Origin of the sequence: Pararhodobacter aggregans (assembly GCF_003075525.1) — a bacterium.
Taxonomy (GTDB): Bacteria; Pseudomonadota; Alphaproteobacteria; order Rhodobacterales; family Rhodobacteraceae; genus Pararhodobacter; species Pararhodobacter aggregans.
On record NZ_QDDR01000007.1, the window covers coordinates 83996 to 109681 of the forward strand.

General features: G+C 70.0%; 24 protein-coding genes, 1 tRNA gene and 1 riboswitch. Of the genes, 13 read left to right on the forward strand and 12 right to left on the reverse strand.

The window, feature by feature from the left end; genetic code table 11:
• Positions 1–84 precede the first annotated feature (84 nt).
• Positions 85–285: riboswitch (cobalamin riboswitch) on the reverse strand.
• Between the two features lie 129 nt (positions 286–414).
• The 4 genes from DDE23_RS14010 (at position 415) to DDE23_RS14025 (ending at position 3766) form a co-directional block, all read left to right on the forward strand.
• Positions 415–768, forward strand: coding sequence for a hypothetical protein (locus DDE23_RS14010; protein ID WP_107752369.1), 354 nt, complete (start codon positions 415–417; stop codon positions 766–768).
• Between the two features lie 255 nt (positions 769–1023).
• On the forward strand, positions 1024–1554 hold the full coding sequence (locus tag DDE23_RS14015; RefSeq protein ID WP_107752370.1) for a YcnI family copper-binding membrane protein: 531 nt from the start codon (positions 1024–1026) through the stop codon (positions 1552–1554).
• Between the two features lie 61 nt (positions 1555–1615).
• Entirely contained in the window at positions 1616–2071 is a 456-nt protein-coding gene (locus tag DDE23_RS14020) for a copper uptake system-associated protein (protein ID WP_107752371.1), read from the forward strand.
• 138 nt (positions 2072–2209) lie between these two features.
• Entirely contained in the window at positions 2210–3766 is a 1557-nt protein-coding gene (locus tag DDE23_RS14025; RefSeq protein ID WP_107752372.1) for a copper resistance CopC/CopD family protein, read from the forward strand.
• Between the two features lie 7 nt (positions 3767–3773).
• On the opposite strand, the gene DDE23_RS14030 is transcribed toward DDE23_RS14025, so the two are convergent.
• Both DDE23_RS14030 and DDE23_RS14035 read right to left on the reverse strand, forming a co-directional pair.
• A complete protein-coding gene (locus tag DDE23_RS14030; RefSeq protein ID WP_170121866.1) occupies positions 3774–4688 on the reverse strand; it encodes a nickel/cobalt transporter in 915 nt (304 codons plus the stop codon).
• A complete protein-coding gene (locus DDE23_RS14035) occupies positions 4676–5338 on the reverse strand; it encodes a DUF1007 family protein (RefSeq protein ID WP_107752373.1) in 663 nt (220 codons plus the stop codon). The genes DDE23_RS14030 and DDE23_RS14035 overlap by 13 nt, the downstream gene beginning before the upstream one ends.
• 221 nt (positions 5339–5559) lie before the next feature.
• Here DDE23_RS14035 and DDE23_RS14040 point away from each other — a divergent pair, with 221 nt between their 5' ends.
• Entirely contained in the window at positions 5560–6780 is a 1221-nt protein-coding gene (locus DDE23_RS14040; protein ID WP_107752374.1) for a metallochaperone AztD, read from the forward strand.
• A gap of 53 nt (positions 6781–6833) precedes the next feature.
• Here DDE23_RS14040 and DDE23_RS14045 read toward each other — a convergent pair whose 3' ends face one another.
• Positions 6834–7265, reverse strand: a complete 432-nt coding sequence (locus DDE23_RS14045; RefSeq protein ID WP_107752375.1) for a MarR family winged helix-turn-helix transcriptional regulator — start codon at positions 7263–7265, stop codon at positions 6834–6836.
• 249 nt (positions 7266–7514) lie between these two features.
• On the opposite strand from DDE23_RS14045, the gene DDE23_RS14050 reads away from it, so the two are divergent.
• The 5 genes from DDE23_RS14050 (at position 7515) to tsdA (ending at position 13009) form a co-directional block, all read left to right on the forward strand.
• Positions 7515–8522: a TRAP transporter substrate-binding protein gene (locus DDE23_RS14050; RefSeq protein ID WP_107752376.1), complete on the forward strand. Its 1008-nt coding sequence runs from the start codon at positions 7515–7517 to the stop codon at positions 8520–8522.
• 55 nt (positions 8523–8577) lie between these two features.
• Positions 8578–9069, forward strand: coding sequence for a TRAP transporter small permease (locus DDE23_RS14055; protein ID WP_107752377.1), 492 nt, complete (start codon positions 8578–8580; stop codon positions 9067–9069).
• A gap of 1 nt (position 9070) precedes the next feature.
• Entirely contained in the window at positions 9071–10354 is a 1284-nt protein-coding gene (locus tag DDE23_RS14060) for a TRAP transporter large permease (RefSeq protein ID WP_238149989.1), read from the forward strand.
• A 98-nt stretch (positions 10355–10452) separates the two neighbouring features.
• Complete coding sequence (gene mhpA / locus DDE23_RS14065; protein ID WP_107752378.1) at positions 10453–11994, forward strand: bifunctional 3-(3-hydroxy-phenyl)propionate/3-hydroxycinnamic acid hydroxylase MhpA; 1542 nt, start codon at positions 10453–10455, stop codon at positions 11992–11994.
• A 28-nt stretch (positions 11995–12022) separates the two neighbouring features.
• The gene (gene tsdA / locus DDE23_RS14070; RefSeq protein WP_107752379.1) at positions 12023–13009 is read left to right on the forward strand and encodes a gamma-resorcylate decarboxylase; all 987 of its coding nucleotides are present in this window, start codon (positions 12023–12025) and stop codon (positions 13007–13009) included.
• Between the two features lie 45 nt (positions 13010–13054).
• On the opposite strand, the gene DDE23_RS14075 is transcribed toward tsdA, so the two are convergent.
• From DDE23_RS14075 to DDE23_RS14105, 7 genes are all read right to left on the reverse strand, one after another.
• Positions 13055–14239: an aromatic amino acid transaminase gene (locus DDE23_RS14075; protein WP_107752380.1), complete on the reverse strand. Its 1185-nt coding sequence runs from the start codon at positions 14237–14239 to the stop codon at positions 13055–13057.
• Between the two features lie 3 nt (positions 14240–14242).
• The gene (locus tag DDE23_RS14080; RefSeq protein WP_107752381.1) at positions 14243–15280 is read right to left on the reverse strand and encodes a zinc-dependent alcohol dehydrogenase family protein; all 1038 of its coding nucleotides are present in this window, start codon (positions 15278–15280) and stop codon (positions 14243–14245) included.
• A gap of 95 nt (positions 15281–15375) precedes the next feature.
• Positions 15376–16128, reverse strand: coding sequence for an iron ABC transporter ATP-binding protein (locus DDE23_RS14085; RefSeq protein WP_107752382.1), 753 nt, complete (start codon positions 16126–16128; stop codon positions 15376–15378).
• Complete coding sequence (locus DDE23_RS14090; protein WP_107752383.1) at positions 16125–17093, reverse strand: iron chelate uptake ABC transporter family permease subunit; 969 nt, start codon at positions 17091–17093, stop codon at positions 16125–16127. Before DDE23_RS14090 ends, DDE23_RS14085 begins: the two co-directional genes overlap by 4 nt.
• The gene (locus DDE23_RS14095) at positions 17083–18042 is read right to left on the reverse strand and encodes an ABC transporter permease (RefSeq protein WP_202863271.1); all 960 of its coding nucleotides are present in this window, start codon (positions 18040–18042) and stop codon (positions 17083–17085) included. The genes DDE23_RS14090 and DDE23_RS14095 overlap by 11 nt, the downstream gene beginning before the upstream one ends.
• Positions 18043–18111: 69 nt before the next feature.
• Positions 18112–19011: a siderophore ABC transporter substrate-binding protein gene (locus DDE23_RS14100; RefSeq protein ID WP_202863263.1), complete on the reverse strand. Its 900-nt coding sequence runs from the start codon at positions 19009–19011 to the stop codon at positions 18112–18114.
• Positions 19012–19045: 34 nt separating this feature from the next.
• The gene (locus DDE23_RS14105; protein ID WP_272947880.1) at positions 19046–21193 is read right to left on the reverse strand and encodes a TonB-dependent receptor domain-containing protein; all 2148 of its coding nucleotides are present in this window, start codon (positions 21191–21193) and stop codon (positions 19046–19048) included.
• Between the two features lie 142 nt (positions 21194–21335).
• Between DDE23_RS14105 and DDE23_RS14110 the strand changes: the two genes are divergently transcribed.
• Complete coding sequence (locus DDE23_RS14110) at positions 21336–22817, forward strand: LysR family transcriptional regulator (RefSeq protein ID WP_107752387.1); 1482 nt, start codon at positions 21336–21338, stop codon at positions 22815–22817.
• Between the two features lie 72 nt (positions 22818–22889).
• Here DDE23_RS14110 and DDE23_RS14115 read toward each other — a convergent pair whose 3' ends face one another.
• Positions 22890–23435: a GNAT family N-acetyltransferase gene (locus DDE23_RS14115; protein WP_107752388.1), complete on the reverse strand. Its 546-nt coding sequence runs from the start codon at positions 23433–23435 to the stop codon at positions 22890–22892.
• 217 nt (positions 23436–23652) lie between these two features.
• Positions 23653–23736: transfer RNA gene (locus DDE23_RS25120), tRNA-Tyr, on the reverse strand.
• Positions 23737–23905: 169 nt separating this feature from the next.
• Between DDE23_RS25120 and rlmB the strand changes: the two genes are divergently transcribed.
• Both rlmB and map read left to right on the forward strand, forming a co-directional pair.
• Positions 23906–24694 (forward strand): 23S rRNA (guanosine(2251)-2'-O)-methyltransferase RlmB, encoded by a 789-nt coding sequence (gene rlmB / locus DDE23_RS14120; RefSeq protein WP_107752389.1) that lies wholly within the window; start codon positions 23906–23908, stop codon positions 24692–24694.
• Between the two features lie 238 nt (positions 24695–24932).
• Positions 24933–25682, forward strand: coding sequence for a type I methionyl aminopeptidase (gene map / locus DDE23_RS14125; RefSeq protein ID WP_107752390.1), 750 nt, complete (start codon positions 24933–24935; stop codon positions 25680–25682).
• The last annotated feature ends 4 nt before the right edge of the window (positions 25683–25686 follow it).

Below are 25686 nucleotides of genomic sequence, written 5' to 3' on the forward strand. Positions count from 1 at the left end.
GATCGGGGGCTGGCGATGGCGCGCAGGGCTGCGCGCGCTGGGGAAAACACCATGAGACACCTCCCCGGACACCCCGCCCGGGCCGCGTTGCTGACGATGTCGGCAGGTCTCCTGACTGGCGGGTCGTGGCCTGCAGCGCCTTCCCATGTCCCGGCGGACCGGATCACAGTGGCTGGTTGCTGCGCGCTCACCGCCTACAGTTGCGGGGGCAGTTTCGGTTCGCCGGCGGACCGGCGGCGAATTCCCTTTTGATCCCTTGCGGGAACCGACCGGGCCTGCGTAGCGGTCAGGGGCGGACTTGGCAAGACCTTGGCTGCCGGGCCTCCGGGCCGGCGCGGCGACCCCGGGGCGACAACAGCGCGCAGGCGGCATTTCCCGACTTGCACGGCTTCGTGAAGCGGATAACAAGAAGGGATGAAGCGTGGTGCCCCCCTTCTGGCCCGTGGGCTGGTTCTTGTCTTCGCGATGGCCTTGGCCATGGCGGGGTTCGGGCATCGCTTCGCCTCGGCCAGCGACCTTGAGCGGGCGCAATTCGCCCAGCTCTATGGCGCCGAATTCTGCGTCACCGATGACGAGGGCGCGCCTCGGGCCGCCACCTCGTGCCCGGTCTGCCATCTGGTCGCCGGGCTCTATCTGGCAGCGGCAATCGAGGGCGCCGTCGCCCCGGCCAATCTGACCTTGCGCGTGCGGCCCCCGGTCGCGGCGCGCCATCTTCTGGCCTCGACCGAGGCCGCACCGCCCCCCTCGCGCGGGCCACCCTCCGTCTGATCCCGTCTATCCCTCCCCACCGGTTTTCCGGTGGCGGAGACGCTGCCGACATCCTTCGGCAGCAGTGGCATGCCGGCGCCTTCCCGCGTTGCGGGGACCGTGCCGTCACGGCGGATCTTTCTGCGTTCCCTTCGATCCGCTGTCACTCGCCCGCCCGGGCACGGCTGCGCCGCAGCGTCGGGCGGGCCCTTTCCCACCTCAACGGCGTGGCCCGATCCCGGGCGCCCGCTTCCGCACAGCAACAAGGACCAACGAATGAAACTCCTGATGACCGCCGCCGCCGCCCTGACCCTGTCGCTCGCCACCCAGGCCGCGGCCCACGCGACCTTCGCCGAAACCCAGGTCGTCCAGGGCGAGACCGCCCGCCTGACCATCCGCATCGGCCATGGCTGCGAAGGCGAGGCGACCCAGCGCGTCCGCGTGCAGGTCCCCGAAGGCCTGATCGCGGCCCAGCCCATGGTCCACGCCGGATGGGAGCTCGAAACGGTGACGGGCGCCTATGCCCAGCCCTACGAGTATTACGGCCGGACCCTGACCGAAGGCGTGCGCGAGATCGTCTGGTCGGGCGAGCTGCCCAACGCCCATTACGACGAATTCGTGTTCCGCGCCCGCGTCACCGACACCGTGCCGCTGGACCAGATGCTGTACATCCCCGTGGTGCAGGAATGCGCGAACGGCGCCGAACGCTGGATCGAGATCCCGGCCGAGGGGCAGGATGCCCATGATCTGGAAGGCCCGGCGCCGGGCGTGATGGTCGTCGCGCCCTCGGCCGGCCACGGCCACTGATCCTTCCGCGCCACCGCCCCTTGCGGCGGTGGCGCCTTCCCTTTTGCCTCGGAGAAAGCCCATGCCCTTCCTGTCCCGCCTCGCGCTGGTTGCCGCGCTGAGCCTTGCCACGCCCGTTCTGGCCCATGGCCCGATGTCCAGCGCCGAAACCGGCGCGATCACCCATCTGATGATGGCCCAGTTCGACCGTCCCGAGGCCCCCCTGACCGTCGAGCCCATCACCATCAGCGGCGACAGCGCGATCGCCGGATGGCGGCAGGGCGACATGGCGGGCCGCGCGCTGCTGCGGCAGGGGCCCGAGGGCTGGGTGATCGTTCTCTGCGCCGGGGAGGAAGTGCTCGATCCGCAATTCCTGGCGCATCACGGTGTCGACGGCCCGGCCGCTCAAAGCCTGACCGAGGCCGCGCGCGGGGCGGAAACCGGCCTGGGCGCCGCGCTGATCGCCCGCCTCGATGCTTTCGAGGGCGTGGTCCTGATCGGTCCCGGCGAGGGGCACCACGCCCCGGCTGGCCATTGACAGACCGGACCGCCTGCCCGGCGGCGTCGCTCTGCACGAGGAGAGGCAGAGCCGTTGCCGGGCACGGCGCCTGATCCTCACCCTCTGATGCCGCACCCGGACCACCCGGGTGCCTGCCCTGACTTCGAGAGAACCCGGATGCCCCGTCTTCACGCGCTGTGCCTGTCCCTGCTTCTGATCCTGTCGCCTCTGGCCGCTTTCGGCCATGCGCAGCTGGTGGCCGCGACCCCGGACGACGGCAGCATCGTCGAGGCTTTCCCGCCGTCGGTCACCCTGACCTTCAGCGAGGCCGTGGCGCCGCTGGTGCTGCGCTGGGTCGCCCCGGACGGCAGCGCCGAAGAGGTGCAGGGCGAGGCGCGCGACACCGGCCTCGCGGTTCCGGCCCCCCAAGGCCGGGCACGGGGGAGTTATCTGTTGTCCTGGCGGGTCATGTCCGGCGACGGTCACCCGGTTGGCGGGGTGCTGACGCTGCATCTGGGCGCCCCGTCGATGCACAGCGCGGCCCCGCCTGCGGCCACCGGTGCCCGGCTTGCCGCCGCCGCGCGCTTTGGCCTGACGCTGGCGATGCTGGGCGCCCTCGGCCTCGCCCTGCATGCGGCCTTCATTGCCCGGACCGCCGCGCCCTTGGGGCGGCGGCGCCTCGGGCTTGGCGCCGCGCTCGCCGGTCTGGGCCTCGCCGGGGTCTTTCTTTGGAGCCACGGCCTCGACCTTCTGGGCCTTGCCCCGGGCGAAGGGCTGAGCGCCGCCCCGTTCCGCGCGGCGCTGATGGCGCCGCTGGCGCGGACCATCGCGCTGAGCGGTCTGGCGCTGCTGCTGGCGGCGCTGGCATTGCGGCAACCGCGTCCGCCGCGCGGCCTCGCCCTTCTCGCCTGGCTTTGCGCCGGGCTCTCCTTCGCGGGGTCTGGCCATGCGGTCACCGCCCCGCCCGCCGCGCTTTCCACCTTCGCCGTCGCGGTTCACGGCGTGGCGCTGGTCTGGTGGATGGGTCTGTTGCCGCCCCTTCTGGCGGATCTGCGCCATCCCGAGGCCATGCTGCGGCTGCAGCGGTTCTCGACGCCCGCCCTGGGTCTGGTCGCCCTGCTGGTGCTGAGCGGCGCCTGGCTGACCTGGGCGCAGAGCGGCGGCGTGCTGTCGCGCCTGACCGAAACCGGCTGGGGCCAGCTGCTGCTGGTGAAACTGGCGCTGGTTGCCGGGCTGCTGGCGCTGGCGGGGCTGAACCGCCTGCGGCTGACGCCCGCTCTGGCCCGGGGACGGGTGGCACCGCTTGCGGTGTCGATCCGGGCCGAGATCCTGCTGGGTCTGGGTGTCCTGCTGATCGCCGCGCTCTTCCGCCTGACACCGCCGCCCCGGGCGATGATCGACACCGCCCCGCCGATCCTGGCGCATCTGCATAGCGACCGCGTGATGGCCGACCTGCGCCTCAGCCCCGGCGCCGCGGGGCCGGTGGTGCTGGAACTGGCCTTTCAGACCGGCGATTTCTCACCGCTGGAACCACGCGAGGTGACGCTGGCGCTGGCCCCCGCCGACGGACGGCTGGAACCCCTGCGCCTGCGGGCCCGGGCCGGGGAGGACGGCATCTGGCGCACCGAACCGGCGGTCCTGCCCTTCGGCGGCGATTGGGCGCTGAGCCTGCGGGTGCTGGTCAGCGATTTCGACAGCGTGACACTGCGGGAGACCCTGACCCTGCGCGAGTGAGCCCCGGTCAGAGCAGCCGCAGCGCCGCCGATCCGGCAAAGATCAGGATCGCGGCGCCCAGCAGGAATTCGGCCGCAACCAGCCCCCGGGCCAGCGCTCCGCCCTCCCGGGCGATACCGATCAGCCCGCGCCGCGCCATCCCGGCCACCAGGCCGGACGAGAGCGTCACCGCCATCGTCCCCACCCCCATGACCAGCGCGCCGAGGATGCCCAGCGCATCCAGTCCCAGCCGCCAGGTCAGGATCAGGAGGAACAGCGCGCTGGTGCAGGGCCGCAGCGCCACGCCCGCGACCAGCGCCGCGACCTCGCGCGCCGAGCCCGCCTTGGCAAGCGCCTCGGGGTCCGGGGCGTGGCTGTGGCCGCAGCCGCATTCCGGCCCGTGGTCATGGTTGTGGTCGTGGTCGTGGTCGTGGTGATGCCCGTGCCCCGCCCCCTCACGCGGGAAATGGCGCCAGGCCCGGATGCAGAGCATCAGGCCCAGAAGCGCCACGAAACCGAAGGACAGGGGCTCGATCGCCGCGGCCAGCCCCTCGACGCCCTCGCGGGCGCCCTCCAGCAGCCAGACCCCGGCATAGACCACGAGGATCGCGGTCACCGCCTGCGCCAGGCTCGACAGCCCGGCGATGACGACAAGGCGCGAGGGCGCGACCGGGGCCGCCACGGCATAGGCGGCGATCACCCCCTTGCCGTGGCCCGGACCCAGCGCATGCAGGAAGCCGTGCAGGAAGCAGATCGTCAGGAACCCCGCCACCGCCCCCGGCTCGCCATTGCGCAGGGCGCGCAGCGCCCCGGCCAGCGCGTCCTGCGCCTGCCGCTGGAAGCCGAGCGCCGCCTCGGCCATCCAGCCCTGCAGGCCGGCCAGCGCCAGCCCCAGAGCGATCAGCGCCAGCAGGAGCAGCACCCAGCGGACTATCCGGGGCATGACAGCACGAACGTATCGGCGAAGGCGCTGCCAACCAGCGGCTCCTGCCCCGGCTCCATGAGTTGTTCCTCGGTCAGATCGCCCAGAAGCCGCTCGTAGAGGCTGCGCGCGGCGCCGAGATCGGCCTCGATCCGCGTCACCTCGCACGTGTCGGCGCCGGTGATGCCCGGCTGATCCGGCACCTCGTAATAGATGAAATAGGTCGGGTCGAAGGCCTGCGCCCGGACCGAAGCCCCCGCCATCGGGATCGGCTCGGTCAGCGCCCGGCGGAAATCCAGCACGAAGCGCCCCTCGCGCAGATCGACATCCATGCCCTGAGGGCGGCTCAGGGCCACATCCCGCCCCGCGTGTTGCAACTGCATGTCCCCGGCGAAATCCTCGGGCCAGGCGCTGAAGCGCTGCGACAGGGTGGCGCGTTCCCCGGCCGAGAGCGCGCCGTCACGGTCGGGGTCGAGGCCCAGATCCTCGAGCGTCAGCAGCGACATCAGCTCGTCCCAGTGCCAGACGACATGGACCATGGCGAGCCGCCCTTCGGCGTCCATCTCGAAGGTGAGGCCGGCATCGACGAATTCATGCGGATGCGCCCCCGCGCGAAGCGGCAGTAGCACCAGCAGGGCCAGAGCCATCACAAGGGAAAGCGCGCGAGACATGGTCTTCGCTTGGGTCAGGACGGGGATTAAATCCAATCACATCATGGTGTTCCGCGCAAGGTGGGGGCGAGCGCCGCGGTTTTTGCGGGGGCGCGGTTGCCCTGCCAATCTTGATATGTAATATCATAACAATCTGCAAGCCCGGACCGCCGGCGCCAGCGGTTCGCCGCGCAAACCTTTGGCCCGGATGCAGAAACGCTTCCCATCAAGGAGACCCTGTCATGCTGAAACCCCTCACCGGCGCCACCGCGCTGGCCCTGCTTCTGGCACCCGCCGCGCTGGCGCAGGCGGACACTTCCGGCGGCGAGACGGTGTTCCGCGTCTTCGTCGGCGACCATGCCGCGCCGCGGATCACCGCGTTCGACCTCTCCGCGCCGGATCGCCCCTGGCTTTTCGACACCATCGGCCAGGCCAGGCTCTATGCGGTGGCCGAGGGCAGCGCGGTCGTGGCCGTGCAATCCGATGCCAACACGGTGCAGTTCCTGTCCAGCGGCATCCGGCTGGAGGATCACGGCGATCATCAGGATATCGAGGTCACCGAGCCCTCGGCCCTGCCGCACCGGCTGGACGGCCCCCGCCCCTTCCATCTGATCGACCACGGGCAGCGGATCGCCATCAACCTCGATCAGGGCGGCTATGCCGAGATCATCGACGGCGCGGCGCTGGCCCGGGGGGCGCTGGAGACCAGCCGCTTCCCGCAATCGGTCCCGCATCATGGCTTCGTCACGCCGATGGGATCGCTCTGGCTGAGCAGTGTCGCGCCGCCGCCCCCCGCCGAGGGGGCCGAGCCGCAGCCCCGGCTGGGCCTGCAGGCCTTCACCGCCGAGGGCACCCCGGCCAGTGATCTTGCCACCTGCACCGGCATCCACGGCGAGGCTTTCTCGGGCCTCTATCTCGCCGCGGGCTGCGCCGAGGGGGTGCTGACCGCCCGCAGCGGTGACGAGGGTATCGTCTATGCCATGCTCCCCTATCCGGCCGATCTGCCCGCCGGGAACACCACCGGGACGCTTCTGGGCGCGACCGGAATGCAGGTCTTCCTCGGCAATTACGGCCGCGACGGGCTGGTGGTGGTCGATCCGGCCGAGGCGCCGCATTTCCGCCTGATCGCCCTGCCCTTCCGCCGTGTCGATTTCGTGCTGGACCTGATGCAACCGGCCCGCGGCTTCGTGCTGACCGAGGACGGTACGCTGCACCGGATCGACCTGCTGGCCGCCAGCCTTGATGGCAGCGCCCCGGTGACGCAGCCCTATTCGATGGACGGTCATTGGAACGATCCGCGGCCCCGGCTGGCCATGGCGGGGGACGAGGTGCTGATTACCGACCCGCGCGAGGGGCTGGTGCGCCGGATCGACGCCGCCACGTTGGAGGATCGCGGCAATGTCACGGTTGGCGGCGCGCCCTACACCATCGCCGTGGTGGCAGCGAGCGGCCACAGCCACTGAATGACCGAAGAAACGGCATCCCGCGCGCCAGCGCGCGCGGGACTGACCGGACGCTAGAGCCTGTCGATCCGCTGGCTGATCTGCCGCAGCAGGGTCTTCAGCTCCTCGGCCGCGGCGGCGTCCATGTCCCCCAGAATCCCGCGCTCGAACTGCATGGCGATCTGCATCAGCTCATCGGCCAGCGCCGCGCCCTTGGCCGTGATCTCGATCGAGACGACGCGGCCGTTCTCCGGCGGGCGGATGCGCGTGACCTGCCCGGCCTTGGCCATCGTGCCGATCATCCGCGACAGGGTGGACATCTCGACCGAGACCAGCGAGGACAGCTCGCCCAGCGACTTGGGCCCGGTCTGGCGCAGGATGGCCAGCACCCGGTACATCGGCAGCGTCACGTCATAGCGCGCGATGCGCCTGGAAAAGGTCTCGCCCAGGGCGACACCCGCCCGGTTGAGCAGATAGGGCAGCGAATCGGTGAACCAATAGTCCATGCGTCCCCAGGGATGGCGCCTTGCGCGACGGCGGGATTTGTCGGCGCGCAAATGTTTCAGTTGCAAGTATCTACGGCGGATGAGGCGCGGGGCGCAAGGGCCGGCGGCCGGTCGGGGCAGCAGATCGCGATGTTTTCCAGGCCAAACTTTTCTCTCACAAAAGATGTTTACGAAACATTTGTATTTGCAAAAGTCGTCTGATACGGTCCGAGTCGCGCTGCCCCGCGCCACATCATCTGGGAGGATTGGATGTTCAGACCGACTTTCGCGGCCCTGTGCCTTGCGCTGCCCTGTGCCGTTGCCACGCCGCTGCTGGCTGCCGATTTCACGCTCAAAGTGTCGTCGCCCACCAACAACGACGCGATCCTGCGCTGGATGCAGGGCTTCGAGACCCGGCTCGAGGCCGCGACCGACGGCGCCATCGACGTGCAGCTTTTCCCCGCCAACCAGCTGGGCCAGATCCCCGCCACCATCGAAGGCGCGGCGATGGGCACCATCGAGGTGACGGCGCCCGCGTCGAGCTTCTTCGTGCAATACGACCGCCGGTTCGAGGTGCTGGACGTGCCGGGCCTGTTCCAGAACCTGGCCCATGCCCAGGCGACGCTGGCCGACCCCGAGGTGCTGGACCGTCTGGCCAGCTATGCCCAGGATCAGGGGCTGGAGACCATCGCCGCCTTCCCGCATGGCCCCCTCGGCATCGTTAGCGTCCGGGCCTTCGACAGCGCCACCGCGTTGCAGGGCCAGCGGATCCGCGTGGCCGGGCCGACCGTGCTGGCCACCGGGCCGCTCTCGGCGCTGGGGGCCTCGCCCATCTCGCTGCCGTTGGGCGAAGTGCTGCCGGCCATGCAGAACGGCGTCGTCGACGGGCTGATCGCCGGTCTGCCGGTCTTCACCACCGGGCGCTATTATGACGTGGCGCTGGATCTGACCGTGGTGCCGGAAAGCTATCTGATCGTCACCGCCGTGGCCTCCAGCGCCTTCCTCGACACGATCGGCGCGGATCTGGCCGAGGCCGTCCGCACCGCCGCGCGCGGCGCGCTTGAGGATACCAACAGCTGGAACCTCGGCGCGGTCGAGGCGGTGCAGGGTATCTGGGAAGAAAACGGCGGGCGCCTCGTCACCCTGCCCGAAGCCGATGCGCAGGCCTATCTCGACGCCGTCGCCGCCGTCCTGCCCGAGGCCGAGGCGCAGAACCCCGCGCTGGCCGGGGAACTCGCCTTCCTGCGCGGCGTCGCCCAGCGCCACGCCGCCGAGTGACGGAGACGGGGCGGGACAGGCGGCCCCCGGGCCCCTGCCCCGCCCCCCTTGACCCATGAACACCGCCAAAGCCTCCCCCCTCGTCTCGCGCCTCGCCGCGGGGTTCACGCTGCTGCTGTCGCTGGCGCTGATCGCCATGGTGCTGCTGGCCTGCGTCAATGTCGCGCTGCGCTACATCTGGCAGGTCTCGCTCCTCTGGGCCGATGAGACGCTTGTCTTCGGCATGATCGTGCTGGCCTTTCTGGGCACGATCACCGTCTCGATCCAGAACCGCCACCTGCGCATGGAATTGCTGACCCGCGCGCTGTCGGGCCGCTCGGCCTGGGCGCTGCGGCTGATCGAGCTGGCGCTGACCGCGGGCGTGCTGGGCTTCACCGCCTGGTATTCGCTGGCCGTCACGCAGCGGCTCTGGACCCGGGGCACGCTGAGCAACATGGCCGAGGTGCCGCTGTGGCTGATCAACGGCGCGGTGCTGGTCGGGCTGACCGGCATGGCGCTGGTCGCGCTGGCGCAGCTGGCCGGACATCTGATGCAGGGACGCAAGTAACATGATGATCCTGACCCTTGTGGGCCTGCCGCTGCTGCTGATGCTGGCCGGGTTCCCGATCTATCTGATCCTGCTCGCCGCCGCGGCCGCGACCATGGCGCTGACCATGCAGGTGCCGCTGATGGCGCTGCACCAGTACCTGTTCTCCTCGATCAACGCCTATGCCCTGCTGGCGCTGCCCTTCTTCATCTTCGCGGGCGAGATCATGGACCGGGGTGGCGTGGCCGGGCGGCTGGTCGGGCTGATGCGGGCCAGCATGGGCCGCGTGCCGGGCAAGGTGCCGCTGACCGCCATCGGCGCGGGCGCGGTCTTCGGCGCGATCACCGGCGTCGGCGCGGCCTCGGTCGCGACGATCAGCAAGGTCATGCTGCCCGCCATGCGCGACGAGGGCTTTGCCGACCGCTATTCCGGCGGGCTCATGGTCTCGGTCGGCGCGGTGGGGGTGATCCTGCCGCCGTCGATCCCGATGATCGTCTATGCCGCGGCGGCCGACGAATCGATCCCGCGCCTTTACGCGGCCGGGATCGTGCCGGGGCTGCTGATCGTCGGCATGATGGCGCTGCACGCGCTCTGGGTCGGGCGCGGCAACCGCGGGTCCGAGGCCGACCGCTTCACCCTGCGCGGCTTCGGCACGGCCTTCCGCCGGGGCGTCTGGGCGGCGGGCGTGCCGGTGCTGATCCTGGGCGGGATCTATGGCGGCGTCTTCTCGCCGACCGAGGCCGCGGCCGTCGCCTGCCTTTACGCCTTCATCGTCTCCTGGGCGGTGATGCGCGAGATGACCTTGCGCGACCTCATGGCCGCTGCCGGCAGCACCGTGTCCTTCACCGCGCAGATCCTGGTGGTGATGGCCTGCGCCGGCGTCTTCTCGTGGCTCATCACGGTCAACCAGGTCTCGGTCCAGCTGGTCGCGCTGATCGAGGCGATGGCCCTGCCCGGCTGGCTGCTGTTGCTGGCGATCAACCTGCTGTTGCTGCTGGTCGGCTGCCTGATCGACCCGCTGTCGGCCATCCTGCTGCTGACCCCGCTGCTGGTGCCGCTGGCGGGCGCGATCGGCGTCGATCCGGTGCATTTCGGCATCATCGTCACGGTCAATCTGGCCATCGGGCTGTTCACCCCGCCCTTCGGCATCAACCTCTTCGTCATGCAGACCATGTCGGGGATCCCGCTGAAGCAGATCTACCGCGGGATCGTGCCGTTCCTGGCGATCTATCTGATCGCGCTGCTGCTCATCACCTATATTCCGGCGATTTCGCTCTCGGGCGTGCGCCTGCTCATCGGCCCCTGAGGGGCCACCGCACGGGCCCGCTCAGGGCCCGCGCACGAACCAACATTTGCATTTTCAAAACTTGCCAACGCAAGATAACCGGGACGGAGGAGGACCTCATGACATTCGATGCAGCCATCGTGGGCTATGGCCCCACGGGGATGGTGCTGGCGGCGCTGCTGGGGCAGGCCGGGCGCAAGGTCGTGGTGCTGGAGCGCTACGCCGGGCTCTACAACCTGCCGCGCGCCGCCGCTTTCGACGATGAGACGATGCGCACCTTCCAGAAGCTGGGCATCGCCGAGACGGTGCTGCCCGGGACCAACATCCAGGCGGGCTATGTCTGGGTGAACGGCCAGGACGAGGTGCTGCTCGACATCGAATACGACAACCCCGGCCCCTGCGGCTGGCCCGCGCAATACATGATGTACCAGCCGCATCTGGAGGATACGCTGGACGCGCTGGTCCGCCGCACGCCGGGGGTTGAGCTGCGCCACGGCGTCACCGTCACCGGCATTGACGACAGCGGCGACGGCGTGACCGTCACAGGCCATGAAACCGAGGGCGGCGCCCCGGTCGAGGTCAAGGCGCGCTATGTCATCGGCTGCGACGGCGGCAACGGCTTCGTGCGCGGCCATCTGGGGGGCACGCTAGAAGACCTCGGCTTCCACGAGAACTGGCTGGTCTGCGATTTCGAGATGAAGCGCGAGGTGCCGACCCTGCCCTCGTTCCGGCAGGTCTGCCGGCCGGAGCAGCCGGTCTCCATCGTCAATATCGGGCCGCATCACCACCGCTTCTCGTTCCGGCTGGAGGCGGGCGACACCCGCGATTCCGTCACCGCGGCGGAAACCGTCTGGCGCCGGGTCGCGGCCTTCCTCACCCCCGAGGATGCCGATCTGATCCGCGTCGCCAATTACACCTTCCGCTCGCGCATCGTCGGTGAATGGCGCAAGGGCCGGGTGTTGCTGGCGGGCGATGCCGCGCATGAGATGCCGCCGTTCCTGGCGCAGGGCATGGTCTCGGGCATCCGCGACGCGCGCAATCTGGCGTGGAAGCTGGGCATGGTACTGGACGGCGCGCCGGACTCGCTGCTGGACAGCTACCAGCCCGAGCGCGAGCCGCATGTGCGCTTCATCACCGGCCGCGCCATCGAACTGGGCCGCGCCCAGACCATGCGCGACCCCGAGATGGCGCGCGAACGCGACGCGGCGATGATCGCCGCGCGCAAGGCCAACCAGAAGCCCGACAAGCTGGTCTATCCGGCGCTGACCGGCGGGCTGATCGCCAATCACGGCGCGCTGCTGCCGCAGGGCCTGGTGTCGACCGCCGAGCGCACCGCGCTCTTTGACGAGATCGCCGGCACCGGCTGGCTGATCGTGGCCCGCAACGAGGCGGCGCTGGCGGCATTGGGCGAGGCCGAGCGCCGCGCCTTCGAGGCGCTGGGCGGCCGCTGCCTGCATTTCGCCATCGGCCAGATGGTCGGCGGCGCGCCCGTTTCGGACACCAACGGCGTCTACAAGCGCTGGTTCGACGCGACCGGCGCCCAGGCCGCCATCGTCCGCCCCGACAGCCATGTCTACGGCCTGGCCGCCACGGCCGGGGAGTTGCCCGCGCTGCTCACCCAAGTGCTCGCCGCCCTCGGCGCGCTCGCCCCCACCGCCTGACCCCACAGACCGAGACCGGAGAGAGACCATGCAAGGCAAGATCGCGCTCGAAGAGCATTTCGCCATCCCCGAAACCCTGATGGATTCGGCGGGTTTCGTGCCGCCCTCCTATTGGAAGGAGCTGGAACACCGGCTGCTGGACATCCAGGACACCCGGCTGAAGGAAATGGACAAGCACGGGATCGAGACGATGATCCTGTCGCTGAACGCCCCGGCGGTGCAGGCGATCACCGACCGCAAGCGCGCCATCGAGATCGCGCGCCGCGCCAATGACGTGCTGGCCGAGGAATGCGCCAAGCGGCCCGACCGCTTCCGCGCCTTCGCCGCCCTGCCGTTGCAGGACCCCGAGGCGGCGGCGGCGGAACTGAACCGCTGCGTCACGGACCTCGGTTTCGTCGGCGCGCTTATCAACGGCTTCTCGCAGGATGCCGAACAGGGCGGCGGCGAGGAATTGCTCTATTACGACCTGCCGCAATACCGCCCGTTCTGGGCCGAGGTCGCCAAGCTGGACGTGCCCTTCTACCTGCACCCCCGCAACCCGCTGCCCCGTGATGCGCGGATCTATGACGGACACCCCTGGCTCTTGGGCCCGACCTGGGCCTTCGCGCAGGAAACCGCCGTCCACGCGCTGCGGCTGATGGCCTCGGGGCTGTTCGACGACCACCCCTCGCTGCAGATCGTGCTGGGCCATATGGGCGAGGGCATTCCCTACATGCTGTGGCGGCTCGACCATCGCAACGCCTGGGTCAAGACCCCGCCGAAATACCCGGCCAAGCGCAAATTCGCGGAGTATTTCACCGAGAATTTCCACATCACCACCTCGGGGAATTTCCGCACCCAGACGCTGATCGACGCGATCCTGGAACTGGGCGCGGACCGGATCCTGTTCTCGACCGACTGGCCGTTCGAGAACGTGGATCACGCCAGCGACTGGTTCAACGCCACCAGCATCGCCGAGGCCGACCGCCGCAAGATCGGCCGCACCAACGCGCAGAAGCTGTTCAAGCTGGGCTGAGCCACACGACAACCCCGCCCGGAGGCGATCCGGGCGGGGCGTCGATCAGGGGGCGCGGGTCACATCCCGCACCGCCCGGATCAGCCAGGGGATATCCCCGTCGCCCAGCCGCGCCACATTGACCCGCCCGCCCTTCACCACATGGATGCCGTGGTCGCGCGTCAGCGCATCCTCCTGCGCTTCCGTCAGCGGCAGCAGCGAGAACATGCCCCGCTGGCCCGCCAGATAGCCGAGGCTGCCGGTGCCGAATTCCGCCTCCTCGACCGCCACGATCCGGGCGCGGACCCCGGCGACTCGGGCCCGCATCGCCTCCAGTTCCGCGAGCCACAGCGCCTTCAGCGCGGGATCGCCCAGGATCACCCGCACCACCGAGGCGCCATGGTCCGGCGCATGGGACGACCCCGCCCGGACGATGGCCGAGACGGCGCGGTGCATCCGCTCGCGATCCGCCGCGCGGGCCTTGACGAACAGCGCCCCGGCCCGGTCGCGGTAGATGCCGAAGGACTTGGACAGCGTGACGCAGACCACGGCTTCGTCGAACCGCTCGGCGATCTGCCGGGCGACGGCGCAATCGGCCTCGAACCCCTCGGCGAAGCCCAGATAGGCGAGGTCGAGCCAGGGCACGATGCCGCGCTCTTCCAGCACGTCGAGCAGCGCCGCCAGCTGGTCCGGGCTCAGGTCGGCGCCGGTCGGGTTGTGGCAGACGCCCTGGAACAGAAAGACATCGCCCCGCCGCGCCGCCTTCAGCCCGTCGAGCATCCGCTCGAACGTGATCTCGCGCCTGAGCGGGTCGTAATAGGGCACCGTGGCAAAGCGGGCGCGGGCGGCGGTCAGGATCGGCACGTAATTGCCGTAGGTCGGGGTCTGCAACCAGATCGTCGGCGGCTCCGGCATCTGGGCCAGCAGCTCGGCCATGACCCTCAGCGCCACCGCCCCGCCCGAGGTCTGGGCCGTGACCCAGCCCGGCCCGTGCGCGGGGCCCAGGATCTCGGCCCCCAGCAGCCGGCCATAATCCGCGTCGCCGGTCAGCGCGAGGTAGGATTTCGTCGCCTGCGTCTCGACCAGCCGCGCCTCGGCCCGCTTCACAGCCTCCAGAACCGGGGTCCGGCCCTGGGCGTCCTGATAGATGCCCACGGTCAGGTTCAGCTTGTCCTGACGCGGGTCACGGGCGAAATATTCGGCGCCGATCATGATCGGGTCGACGGGATAGTCCTCGACACGCTCGAACATGGCTCAGAACCGGGTGATGACGGTGGCGCCGACCGACTGGAAGCGGTCCATGGCCATCAGCGCCTCGGGCGCCTCGGCCAGGCTGATCTGCTGGCCGACCAGCCGCGAGGGATCGACCTTGCCGCTGGCCACCATGTCCAGCATCGCACCGTAGCGATGCGCCTGCATCCCGTGCGAACCGAGGATCTCGATCTCCTGGCCCACGATCTTGGGCATCGGAATGGCGGGGGCGGCGTGCTCGCCCAGCATCAGGCCGACCTGGACATGCTTGCCGCGCGGCCGCAGGCAGAGGATGGAATTGGTCATCGTCACCGGATGGCCAAGCGCATCGAGCGAGACATGCGCCCCGCCCCGCGTGATCTCGCGGATCGCGCCCGGCACATCGGCCTCGCGCCCGTTGATAACCGCGCTGGCGCCGAGATCCCGGGCGAGTTGCAGCTTGGCCGGGTCGAGGTCGACGCCGATCACATTGGCCCCGGCGGCCGCGGCGATCATCACCGCCGACAACCCCACGCCGCCACAGCCATGCACCGCCACCCATTGCCCGGCGCGCACCTGCCCCTGGTCAATCACCGCCCGGAACGAGGTGGCGAAGCGGCAGCCGAGGCTGGCGGCGGTGGCGAAATCCATCCCCTCGGGCAGCGCCACGAGGTTGAGGTCCGCCTGATGCAGCGCGACATATTCGGCGAACGAGCCCCAATGCGTGAAGCCCGGCTGCTCCTGATGCAGGCAGACCTGCTGATGGCCCGCATGGCATTCCGGGCAGGCGCCGCAGCCGCAGATGAAGGGCACGGTCACCTTGTCGCCGACCTTCCAGCGGGTGACGTCGCGGCCCACGGCCTCGACCACGCCGGCCAGTTCGTGCCCCGGCACATGCGGCAGCTCGATATCGCTGTCATGGCCCATCCAGCCATGCCAGTCGCTGCGGCAGACGCCGGTCGCGGCGACCCTCAGCACCACGCCATGCGGGGCGGGCGTCGGATCGGGCAGGGTGACCAATTTCGGGGTTTCCTGAAATTTCTCGAACAGGACGGCTTTCATGAGGTCTTCCGGATGCTGGGGCGGGCCGAGGGGGCAGTCGCGCGCAAGGTGACCGATTCCGCGCGGCGTCGCAATGCGATCCGTGGCCCGGCCGGTCAGTAGACCGCGACCAGCCGCCCGGCGAGTTCGTGCACGCTGATCGGGGTCTCGTAGACCGCGGACAGGAACTCGGCCTGCATCAGCTCGGCCGGGGGGCCGTGGCGCAGGATGCGACCGCCCTTCATCACCACGATCCGGTCGCAATGCGCGGCGGCCATGTTGATGTCATGCAGCACCACGACCACCGTCTTGCCCAGCGCCTGCGCTGCCTCGCGCACCAGGGTGATGATCCGCACCGCATGGCTGATGTCGAGGTTGTTGAGCGGCTCGTCCAGCAGGATGCACTCGGTATCCTGGGCCAGCACCATGGCGATATGCGCCCGCTGCCGTTGCCCGCCCGAGAGCTGGTCGAGGAAACGGTCGGCCAGCGGCTCCAGCCCCAGAATGGCCAGCGCCCTGGCGACCTGGGCGTGATCCTCGGGGCCCGGATTGCCGCGCGAATGCGGGTAGCGGCCAAAGGCCACGAGGTCGCGCACCGTCAGCCGCGCCGCCGTGTGGTTGTCCTGCCGCAGAAGCGCCAGCTTCCTCGCCACCAGCCGCCCCGAGGCCTGGGCCAGGTCCATCCCCTCCAGCGTCACGCGCCCGGCGTCGGGTTTCTGCAAGCGTCCCATCACCGACAGCAGCGTCGACTTGCCCGCACCATTCGGCCCGATGATCGCGGTAAGACCGCCCCGGGGCAGGCTCAGCGTGACCTCGGACAGGACGGCAAGCCCGTCATAGCGCCGCTCGACGCCTTCGACCTCGATCATCGCGCAACTCCTCTGATGACCAGAAGGATGAAGACCAGCCCCCCGGCGAATTCGACCACCACGGCCAGCGCCGTGTCGTAATGCAGGACGCGCTCCAGCAGCGTCTGCCCGCCGATCAGGGTAATCAGCGCGATCAGCGCCGCGGCGGGCAGAAGCACGGCATGCCGCGCGGTCGGCATCAGCAGATAGGCGAGGTTGGCGACCAGCAGCCCCAGGAAGGTGACCGGCCCGACCAGCGCCGTCGACAGCGCGACCAGCATGGTGACGATGACCAGCAGACCCAGCACCAGCCGCTCTTGCGGGACGCCAAGGCCGATGGCCGCCTCGCGCCCCAGGGCCAGCACGTCGAGTTCGGGCACCAGCCGCCACAGAACCAGCGCCAGCCCCGCGACGATCAGCGCCGAGAGGGTCAGCAAACCGGGATCGACCGCGTTGAAGCTGGCGAAGAGCCGGTCTTGCAGCACGGTGAAGCTGTCGGGGTCGATGATCCGCTGCAAAAAGCCCGAGATCGAGCGGAACAGCGTCCCCAGCACGATCCCCACCAGCATCAGCAGGTGCAGGTTGCGGGCAGCGGGGCCGAACATCCAGCGAAACAGCAGCAGCGCGAAAAGCACCATCGCCCCCAGTTCCAGCCCGAAGACCAGCCGCGCATCGAGCGCCGAGACCCGCCCGGCGCCGAGGCCGAAGACCAGCCCGGTCTGGATCAGCACATAGAGCGCGTCGAAGCCCATGATGGCGGGGGTCAGGATGCGGTTCTGCGTGACGGTCTGGAAGACCACCGTGGACAGGGCGATGGCCACCGCCACCACCGCCAGCGCCGCCAGTTTCCGGCCGCGGAAGGGCAGCAGGAAGTCCCAGCTGCCCCGCGCGTTCAGCAGCAGGAAGGCAGCGGCGGCCAGCACGGCCAGAAGCGTCAGCAGCGCCAGGCGCCGGGCGATCTGCCGCTTGCGGATCTCAGGCGCCATGGCCGCGCCTCCGGGTCAGCAGCCACAGGAAGGCGGCGCTGCCGACGATGCCCATGGTCAGGCCGATCGGCATCTCGTAGGGGCGCACGACCAGCCGCCCGACGATGTCGCAGGCCATGACCAGCGCAGCGCCCGACAGGCAGACCACCGGCAGGGTGCGGCGCAGGTTGTCGCCCATGATGAGGCTCACGACATTCGGCACCACGAGGCCGAGGAAGGGCACGATCCCGACGGTGACGATCACCGCCGCGCTGAGCAGCGCCACCAGCACCAGCCCCAGCGCCCGGATCGCCCCGTGATTGACGCCAAGCCCGATGGCCATGTCACGGCCGAGCCCCGCCAGCGTGATCTGATCGGCGAAGACGGCGGTGACCAGGGTCAGACCGGCGACGATCCACAGCAGCTCGTAACGGCCCTGAAGGACAATCGAGAAATCGCCGGTGCTCCAGGCGCCGAGGCTTTGCAGCATGTCGGTGCGATAGGCGATGAAGGTGGTGACGGCACCGATCACGCCCGACAAGAGCAGCCCGATCAGCGGCACCATCAAGGGCGAGCGTTGGGGCACCCGGCGCAGGACCAGAAGGAACAGCCCGGTCCCGGCCAGCCCGAACCCCGCCGCCACCGCCATCCGCGCCGGCACCGGCAGGCCGGGCGCCAGCAGCATGACCAGCAGGATACCGAGCGAGGCGGACTCAGTCGTCCCCACGGTCGAGGGCTCGACAAAGCGGTTGCGGACCAGCACCTGCAAGACCAGCCCGGCCAGCGCCAGCCCCGTGCCCGCCAGCGCCAGCGCCAGCGTCCGCGGCAGGCGCGAGGTGAGCAGCACCTCGGTTGCCGGACCCGTGCCGCCCTCGGCCCAGAGAAGCCCGGGGCTGACGCTGCTGACCCCGACGAAAAGGCTGGCCAGCCCCATCGCCAGCGTCAGTCCCAGCGCAAGCGGAAACAGCAGCCGGGCGGCGGGGCCCGGCTGCCGGGAGGATGGCCTTGGCGTCTGCGGCTCAGGCAAGGGTGCGATCCGTCAGTTCCGCGCCGCGGCGAGGGCGTCGCGCAGCTGGGCGATGCTGGACCGCAGGGCCTGCACACCGGCGCCGGTCAGATACCAGGCCTGCGCGTCCAGATAGACGACCTGCCCCTGCTGCCAGGCGGTGGTGGATTGCACCAGCGGGTTGTCGAGGTATTCGGCCGCCGCCTGCCCCTCGCGCCCGATGGCCGCGTCACGGTCGACGACGAACAGCCAGTCGGGGTTGGTCTCGCGGATGAATTCGAACGAGATCGCCTGGCCATGGGTGCCGGTATCCAGCCCCTCGACCGCCGGGGTGAAACCGTAATCGTCATAGACCACGGCAAAGCGCGAGCCCGGACCATGCGCGCTCATCCGTCCGCCGGTGGTCAGCACGACCAGCACCCGGCCCGCTCCGGCGGCCTCCTCGTGCAGCGCGGCGACATCGGCGCGCAGGGCGTCGACCAGCGCCTCGGCCTCGGCCTCGCGGTCGAAGAGGCCGCCCAGAAGCCGCAGATTGGCGGCCACGTTGTCGATATAGCCCTCACGCGCCACGGTCAGGTCCAGCGTCGGCACCATGGCGGACAGCGCGGCGTATTGCGCGGCCGAACGGCCGCCGACCAGCACGAGGTCGGGCGCCGCGGCATTGACCGCCTCGAAATCCGGCTCGAAGAGCGTTCCGATCGGGGCGGCGTATTGCGCCAGATGCGGCGGCAGCGCCTGGCCCGGGGCACCCGCCACCGGCACGCCCAGCGCGTCGAGGTTGTCGAGCGTGGCGATGTCGTAGACCAGCACGGTCCCGGGCGTGCCGGTAACCTCGGTCTGGCCCTGGGCATGGGTCACGGTCTCGGCCATGGCGGGCGCGGGGGCCAGGGTCAGCGCCAGCGCGGCGGCGGTGCAAAGAAGGCGGATCGCCATCATATCGTCCTTTCAGACAGGGAAACGGGAAGGATCAGAAAGTCGCGGTCAGGCCGAGCCAGAGCCTGCGGCCCTCGCCAGCGGCGTTGTTGTCGGTGGAATCCACGATCTGGTCGAAGAGGTTGTAGACCGCGGCGTTCAGGCTGACGGTGCGGTTGATGGCGTAGGAGCCGCCGATATCCACGGTGGTGTAGGGGTCATAGGCGCGCCCCTCGACACCGTTGATGAGGACCGGCCGCCCGTTGGTGCCGATCCGCGGCCCGGCGGCGATCTCCTCGCCATGATAGGTGGCCGCGGCCCAGAGCGCGAGCGAACTGTCCACCGACTCCCAGTCGAGGCGCAGCGTGGCGCGGTGGCGCGGCGTGCGCTGGAGCGGGAAGCCCGCGTAATCGCCGGTGCGCTGCTCGCTGTCGGTGAAGGCATAGGTGCCGCGCATCGACCAGGTGTCGTCGATCTGCCAGGACCCGGCCAGTTCCAGCCCCTGGATCACCGCATCGTCGATGTTGAAGGCCTGCCACAGGCAGGAATAGCCCGGATAGGCGCCGATCGCCGCGGCGTTACAGGCCGCGCCGCCCAAGGGGTCGATGATGCTGCCGGTATCGGGGTTCACCAGCATCCCGGTGTTCATGTTCGAGATCTTGTCCTCGAACTCGGTGCGGAAGGCGGTGGCGCTGAAGCTGAGCGGCCCCTGTTCCCAGACCGCGCCCAGCTCGAAGCTGGTGCTGGTCTCGGGCCTGAGGGCGGGGTTCGGCGCGATCAGCCCGGCGCCGCGCTGCGTCGGGTAGTAATAGCCCGGCGCGACCAGCCGGATGGTCGGTGCGGTGAACCCGGTCGAGACGCCCCCCTTCAGCGTCAGCGCCTCGCTCACATGCCAGACGCCATAGAGCCGCGGGCTGAAATGGCCGCCATAGATCGAATGCCGGTCAAAGCGCAGCCCGCCGGTCAGCGCGAAACTGTCGGTGATGCGCCATTCATCCTCGGCAAAGAGGGCCCATTGCCGGATCTCCATGGTCTGGTCGGTGGTGGTATGGCCGCGGTCGGTCAGCCGGGCCTGGCTGAACTGGAACCCGGCCACGGTGCGATGGGCGCCACCCAGTTCCCAGGGCACGGTGATCTGCCCGTCGAGCGTGGTATTGGCCAGCCGCGGCACCCGGTCGTTCAGCACCCGGGTGCCGGTGCCGAAGGGCTCGCCATAGGTGAAGCGCGCCGCTTCCTCGTGCTGGAGGGTCAGCTGCGTCTCGATCTCGCCGAATTGCCCGGTATGGCCCAGCGCCACGTAATCGCGGTCATTCTCGCGCTCGCTGCCGTCGCTGCCCGGGGCCAGCGTGCGGTCGGCGGTCCCGCGGGAACTCAGGCGCGAGCGCCCGGCCTCGACGGTGAATTCATGGTCGTCGCTCGGCGTGAAGCTGAAACGGACGCCCAGATTGCTGTCCTCGGCCCCCTGGATCCCGCCCAGAAGGCTGTCCTCGGTCCGCCGGTAGAGGCGCCCCCAGAGCTGTACGCCCAGCCGGTCGGCGATGATCGGCCCGCTCGCCTCGAACGACAGCGCGGCGGAATTGCCGTAGTCGCTGTGCTGCTGCACCGTGCCCTCGGTCGTCACGCTGCCCGACCAGGTGGCGGCGACCGGGCGGGTGATGACGTTGATGACGCCCCCCATCGCATCGGCGCCATAGAGCGAGGACATCGGCCCGCGCACCACCTCGATCCGCTCGATCATGTTGAGCGGCGGGAAATGGCGCTGCTCGAAACCCGAACTGCCGTTGGGCCGCGATTCGCGGGTCGAGACGCGGCGGCCGTCGATCAGCATCAGCGTGTATTCGCCGGGAAGGCCGCGGATCTGGATGTCCTGCTCGTTGGCGACGCCGGTGGTGACCAGCCCCTGAACCTCGCGCAGGGCATCGGACAGGTCGCGATAGGCGCCCGATTCCAGCTCCTCGCGCGAGATCACGGTGATCGAGGCGGGCGCGTCGGCGATGTTCTGCTCGACCCCCGCGGCGGTGACCACGATGCGGCCCAGATCGACGACCGACCCGGTGGTGCCCGCCGGGGTCTGCGCCCCCAGAGCCGCCGGAAAGGCCACAGCCAGCGCCGCAACGGCGCAGCCCGCCGAAAGGCCCGGGCGCCCGGCCCGGCGCGACATGCGGGGCCCGTGATCCGGCGTTGTGCGACGAAGCTGCGACATTTCCTTGTCCCTCAGGTAATTCTGACTATTTCGATCAGCTATACGAGGGGCGGACAGGGACAACCGCGATGATTGAGAACGATTCCAAATTCAGGAAAGTGAAAAGCCCGGTGGTTGCGGCGGGCCGACGGGGGCAGAAGCGATGACCCGCCTGGACCGGAACCTGGACCGAAGCCTGGGCCAGGGCGCCCCGCAAGCCGCTGAAGAGGAACCGAAAAGCCGCCCGGACAGCGCCGCCGTCACGCTGTCGCAACTGCGCCTGCTGATCGCGCTGGACGCGCTGCTCAGGGCGGGCTCGGTTTCCGGTGCCGCGGCCGAGCTGGAAATGTCGGTCCCGGCCGCCAGCCGCCTGCTGGCACAGCTGCGCGCGCATTACGACGATCCGATCCTGATCCGCGAGGGGCGGCGCATGGTGCCCTCGCCCCTTGCTGCCACCCTGCGGCGCCGTGTCGCGGCACTGAGCCGCGAGGCACGGCTGCTGCTTTCGGCGCAGGAGGCCGCCCCCCTGCCCGAGGCGCCCTCCGCGCTGCTGCCCTTCCCCGAGGCGCCGCGACTGCCGCTGCGCGTCAGCGATCCAGAGCGGGCCGAGGGCGAGCCCGGCGCCGATACCCTGTTGCTGCGGCTGGACGGGGCGGGCGACAGCGACCGCCCGCGGCACCGGCTGGCGGCGCATATCGCCCGGCTCTCGGGAGGGGGCGGTCCCTCGGCCTCGCTCAGCGCCAGCCAGGCGCGGGACGCTTTCGACATCGTGCTGCGGGGCGAGGCCGATGCGGTGCAGATCGGCGCCCTGCTGGCCGGGATCCAGCAACGCGGCATCGCCGGTCCCGAACTGGCCGGGCTGGTGGCGGCGGCGCGGGCCCTGCGGCCGGGTCAGGGCTGGCAGGGCAATGCGCCGGGGCTCGACTGGCCGGTCTATCCCTCGCCCCGGCAACGCCGCCCGGCCTGGTTCCTGGCCGGGGCCAAGCTGCTGGCCGATGCCGGGACGCCGATCCTGCTGCACGGCTTCACCCCGCAGCCCGGCCCGGTGGCCATGCTGCTGAACGCGCTGCAGATCCCGCAGGTCGAATCGCTGCCCGAGGCGCTGACAGCGCTGAACCGGGGCCGCATCGCCTATCTGCGCATCGAGGCGGTCGCACCGCAGATGGCCGCGCTTTGCAGCCTCTATGCCGTGCTGGGCATGCGGACCGTGGCCCAGATCGGCCTGCGGCTGCTCGATCCGCTGCGCTTCGGGCTGACGCTGGGCGGGGTGCCGTTCAGCGGCGGCGGCGGGCTGATGACCTCGGCGCTCACGCATCTGAGGGACGGGCATCTGCTCAGCGTGCTCAGCCAGCGCGACGTGGCCCAGGCGACGCCGCATCGCTGGATGACGCTGGCCCTGTCGGGTCCCGAGGGCGAGACGCTGACCCATGTGCCCCCCAGCCTGACCAGCGCGCCCGAGGGCCTGCCGCCGGGTTATGGCCCGGACGCCATGCTGACCGCCCTCTGGCAGGGGCGCGAGCGCGATCCGGCGATCACCACGATCATCCGCGACTCGGCCGCGCTGGGCCTGCTGGCGCTGCGCCCGGACCAGCCCTTCGCCACGCATCAGACCGAGGCCGCGCGGCTTTGGGACGAAAGGGCGTGAGGCCGGGCGCGGCGGTCCCGGGCGCGGACCCGGCGAGGGCCCGGTGCGCGCCGGGCCCAGCCGGCCCCGGGTCTAGCCCGCCGCCCCCGGCCATTCGCCGCGCAGCAGGCCATAGACCAGCAGATCGCACAGGCCCTTGTGGGTCGTCTCATGCTGCCGCAGGCACCCTTCGCGGGTGAAGCCCAGACGCTCGGCCAGCCGCACGGAGGCGAGGTTTTCGGCGTCGATCTCGACGTAAAGGCGGCGATGGGCGCCTTCCGCGACGAGGTGATCGATCAGCGCCTTCATGCATTCCGCCGCAACCCCCTGCCCCTGATACCCGGCAACGGTGATGTAGCCCAGTTCCAGCACCCCCTCATCCCGCCCGGGATAGGCGACATAGCGCCCCGCCAGGGTGCCGTCCGACCTGTCGATGGCAACCCAGGTCCGGCCCGGCCAGTCAGGATCGGTCAGCCAGTCCGCCAGTTCCTCGACCGAGGTAAAATGTGGGCGGGACAGATAGCGGCACTGGCCCTCGTCCGACAGCGTGCCGTAAAGCGCCGCGGCATCCGGGCGCCGCAAGGCCCGCAGAAGGAAGCGGCGCGTGGTGAGTGTCCGGGTGGGAAGGTCAGAGGTCATGGAGGGAAGGCGGTTGTCAGAGGTCGCCCCAGCGATACCCCAGCCGGGACCCGGCAACCAGCCGGGCAGGACGATCCGGTCACCGACCGGCGGGTTTTCGGCGACGCGCCCGCGCTGAGCACTGATGCCCGTCGCACTGCCCTGTTGACCGTGAGATAAGACCGCTGCGTCGGAGGCGGGACACCATCACCGTGTCTTCCCGGAGGAGAGAGGGGGATGGTGGGCGACCCTGGAATCGAACCAGGCGTGGGTCTCCCCGGCGGAGTTACAGTCCGCTGCCGCACCTTGCAGCTCGTCGCCCGACGCTGGGCGGGGAATATCGAAGGGGCGGGGGGGCGTCAAGGGCTGTCGCAACAGGAAATCGCCCGCTTGGGGGCAATGTCGCAAGGGCGTATTTTGGGCAGAATGAAGGGGGGCGGGTTGCGTCAGGCGCCGCGCCAGCGCAGAGAGGGGAAAACGAGGGGCTGGCCATGAAGAAACCGACCTGGGTGATCGACAAGGAACGCGCCAAGCGGGCGTCGGCGGCGGAAACCGTGTGGCTGTTCGGCCTGCACGCGGTGCGCGATGCGCTGGTGAACCCGGCGCGGGTCAAGCTGCGGCTTCTGGTGACCCGGAACGCCGCCGACAAGCTGGCCGAGGCGATCGCCGAAAGCGGCATGACGCCCGAGATCGAGGATGCGCGCAAGTTCTCGGCGCCCATCGCCAGCGATTCGGTGCACCAGGGCGCGGCGCTGGAAGTCAAGGCGCTGGACTGGGGCCGGTTCGAGGATGTCTGCGCCGCCGGGGCCGGGGCGCCGGTGGTCGTGCTGCTGGACCGGGTGACCGATCCGCACAACGTGGGGGCCATCCTGCGCTCGGCCGAGGTGTTCGGCGCCCGCGCGGTGATCGCGCCGCGCCACCATTCGGCGCCGGAAACCGGGGCGCTGGCCAAGACCGCCTCGGGCGCGCTGGAGCGGCAGCCCTATCTGCGGGTGACCAATCTGGCCGAGGCGATGGACAGCCTCAAACGCATGGGATTCCATATCCTTGGCCTGGACGGCGACGCGGAACTGACGCTGGAGGCCGGGCTTGAACAGGCCGGGACGCGGCCGGTCGCGCTGGTACTGGGGGCCGAGGGCCCGGGCCTGCGCGAGAAAACGCGCGAGACATGCGACGCGCTGGTGCGGATCCCCTTCGGCGGCGGGTTCGGCTCGCTGAACGTGTCGAACGCGGCGGCGGTGTCGCTCTATGCCGCGACCACGGGACGCTTCGCGCGTTAACCGTTCCATTATCACGAAATCGCGACAGGTCTTTTTTTTCCCGGAAATGCGCTCATATTGTCACATGAAGCGTTGAGCCGGAACTCTCGCGTTTCCTCCACTGTCCCTCGTTCCCACCTTGCGCCCGGTCCAGACGACCGGGCGCTTTTTCTTCAAGCCCTTTTCGCCTATGGTCCCCGCCGCGCGCTGCCCCGCAGATAGCGTCGGCGCGCCACGGGACCAGCCGGACGGAGACGCCATGACCATCACGCGGGACGAGGAACTGGAGGCGCTGAGGATCATCGGCCGGATCGTTGCCGATACCCTCCAGGCTATGGGCCGGGCGCTGGAGCCCGGCATGACCACCGCCGAACTGGACGCCATCGGCCGCGCGCTGCTGGAGCGCGAGGGCGCCCTGCCCGCGCCCGAGGCGGTCTATGATTTCCCCGGCGCCACCTGCATCAGCGTCAATGAGGAAATCGCCCATGGCATCCCGGGCGCGCGGGTGATCCGGGCCGGGGATCTGGTGAATATCGACGTCTCGGCCTCGAAGGACGGGTATTTCGCCGATACCGGCGCCAGTTTCCGGGTCGGGCGGGTCGCGCCCTCGCTGGAGAAGCTGTGCCGTGACGGGCGCAAGGCGATGCAGATCGGCGTGGCGCAGGTGGCGAGCGGGCGGCCGCTGGCCGGGATCGGTCAGGCCATCGGCCGCTTCGCCGAGCGCAACGGCTACACGCTGATCCGCAACCTTGCCAGCCATGGCGTCGGTCGGTCGTTGCACGAGGAACCGGGCGAGATCCCGACCTGGCCGGTCAGCAACGAGCGGCGGCGGATCAACCGCGGGCTGGTGCTGACGGTGGAACCCTTCCTGTCGCGCGGCGGCCTCTGGGCCAGTGAGGGGCGGGACGGCTGGACGCTTTACAGCGAGCCGCGCGCGGCGGTGGTGCAATACGAACATACCGTGGTGGCGACGGATCGCGGGCCCTTGGTGCTGACGCTGCCGGGTTGAAGAA

Bases quoted from the DNA above. Each gene is read 5' to 3' on its own strand.
- DDE23_RS14010 (WP_107752369.1), top strand. From the start codon at position 415: ATGAAGCGTGGTGCCCCCCTTCTGGCCCGTGGGCTGGTTCTTGTCTTC.
- DDE23_RS14015 (WP_107752370.1), top strand. From the start codon at position 1,024: ATGAAACTCCTGATGACCGCCGCCGCCGCCCTGACCCTGTCGCTCGCC.
- DDE23_RS14020 (WP_107752371.1), top strand. From the start codon at position 1,616: ATGCCCTTCCTGTCCCGCCTCGCGCTGGTTGCCGCGCTGAGCCTTGCC.
- DDE23_RS14025 (WP_107752372.1), top strand. From the start codon at position 2,210: ATGCCCCGTCTTCACGCGCTGTGCCTGTCCCTGCTTCTGATCCTGTCG.
- DDE23_RS14030 (WP_170121866.1), bottom strand. From the start codon at position 4,688: ATGCCCCGGATAGTCCGCTGGGTGCTGCTCCTGCTGGCGCTGATCGCT.
- DDE23_RS14035 (WP_107752373.1), bottom strand. From the start codon at position 5,338: ATGTCTCGCGCGCTTTCCCTTGTGATGGCTCTGGCCCTGCTGGTGCTA.
- DDE23_RS14040 (WP_107752374.1), top strand. From the start codon at position 5,560: ATGCTGAAACCCCTCACCGGCGCCACCGCGCTGGCCCTGCTTCTGGCA.
- DDE23_RS14045 (WP_107752375.1), bottom strand. From the start codon at position 7,265: ATGGACTATTGGTTCACCGATTCGCTGCCCTATCTGCTCAACCGGGCG.
- DDE23_RS14050 (WP_107752376.1), top strand. From the start codon at position 7,515: ATGTTCAGACCGACTTTCGCGGCCCTGTGCCTTGCGCTGCCCTGTGCC.
- DDE23_RS14055 (WP_107752377.1), top strand. From the start codon at position 8,578: ATGAACACCGCCAAAGCCTCCCCCCTCGTCTCGCGCCTCGCCGCGGGG.
- DDE23_RS14060 (WP_238149989.1), top strand. From the start codon at position 9,071: ATGATGATCCTGACCCTTGTGGGCCTGCCGCTGCTGCTGATGCTGGCC.
- mhpA (WP_107752378.1), top strand. From the start codon at position 10,453: ATGACATTCGATGCAGCCATCGTGGGCTATGGCCCCACGGGGATGGTG.
- tsdA (WP_107752379.1), top strand. From the start codon at position 12,023: ATGCAAGGCAAGATCGCGCTCGAAGAGCATTTCGCCATCCCCGAAACC.
- DDE23_RS14075 (WP_107752380.1), bottom strand. From the start codon at position 14,239: ATGTTCGAGCGTGTCGAGGACTATCCCGTCGACCCGATCATGATCGGC.
- DDE23_RS14080 (WP_107752381.1), bottom strand. From the start codon at position 15,280: ATGAAAGCCGTCCTGTTCGAGAAATTTCAGGAAACCCCGAAATTGGTC.
- DDE23_RS14085 (WP_107752382.1), bottom strand. From the start codon at position 16,128: ATGATCGAGGTCGAAGGCGTCGAGCGGCGCTATGACGGGCTTGCCGTC.
- DDE23_RS14090 (WP_107752383.1), bottom strand. From the start codon at position 17,093: ATGGCGCCTGAGATCCGCAAGCGGCAGATCGCCCGGCGCCTGGCGCTG.
- DDE23_RS14100 (WP_202863263.1), bottom strand. From the start codon at position 19,011: ATGGCGATCCGCCTTCTTTGCACCGCCGCCGCGCTGGCGCTGACCCTG.
- DDE23_RS14105 (WP_272947880.1), bottom strand. From the start codon at position 21,193: ATGTCGCAGCTTCGTCGCACAACGCCGGATCACGGGCCCCGCATGTCG.
- DDE23_RS14110 (WP_107752387.1), top strand. From the start codon at position 21,336: ATGACCCGCCTGGACCGGAACCTGGACCGAAGCCTGGGCCAGGGCGCC.
- DDE23_RS14115 (WP_107752388.1), bottom strand. From the start codon at position 23,435: ATGACCTCTGACCTTCCCACCCGGACACTCACCACGCGCCGCTTCCTT.
- rlmB (WP_107752389.1), top strand. From the start codon at position 23,906: ATGAAGAAACCGACCTGGGTGATCGACAAGGAACGCGCCAAGCGGGCG.
- map (WP_107752390.1), top strand. From the start codon at position 24,933: ATGACCATCACGCGGGACGAGGAACTGGAGGCGCTGAGGATCATCGGC.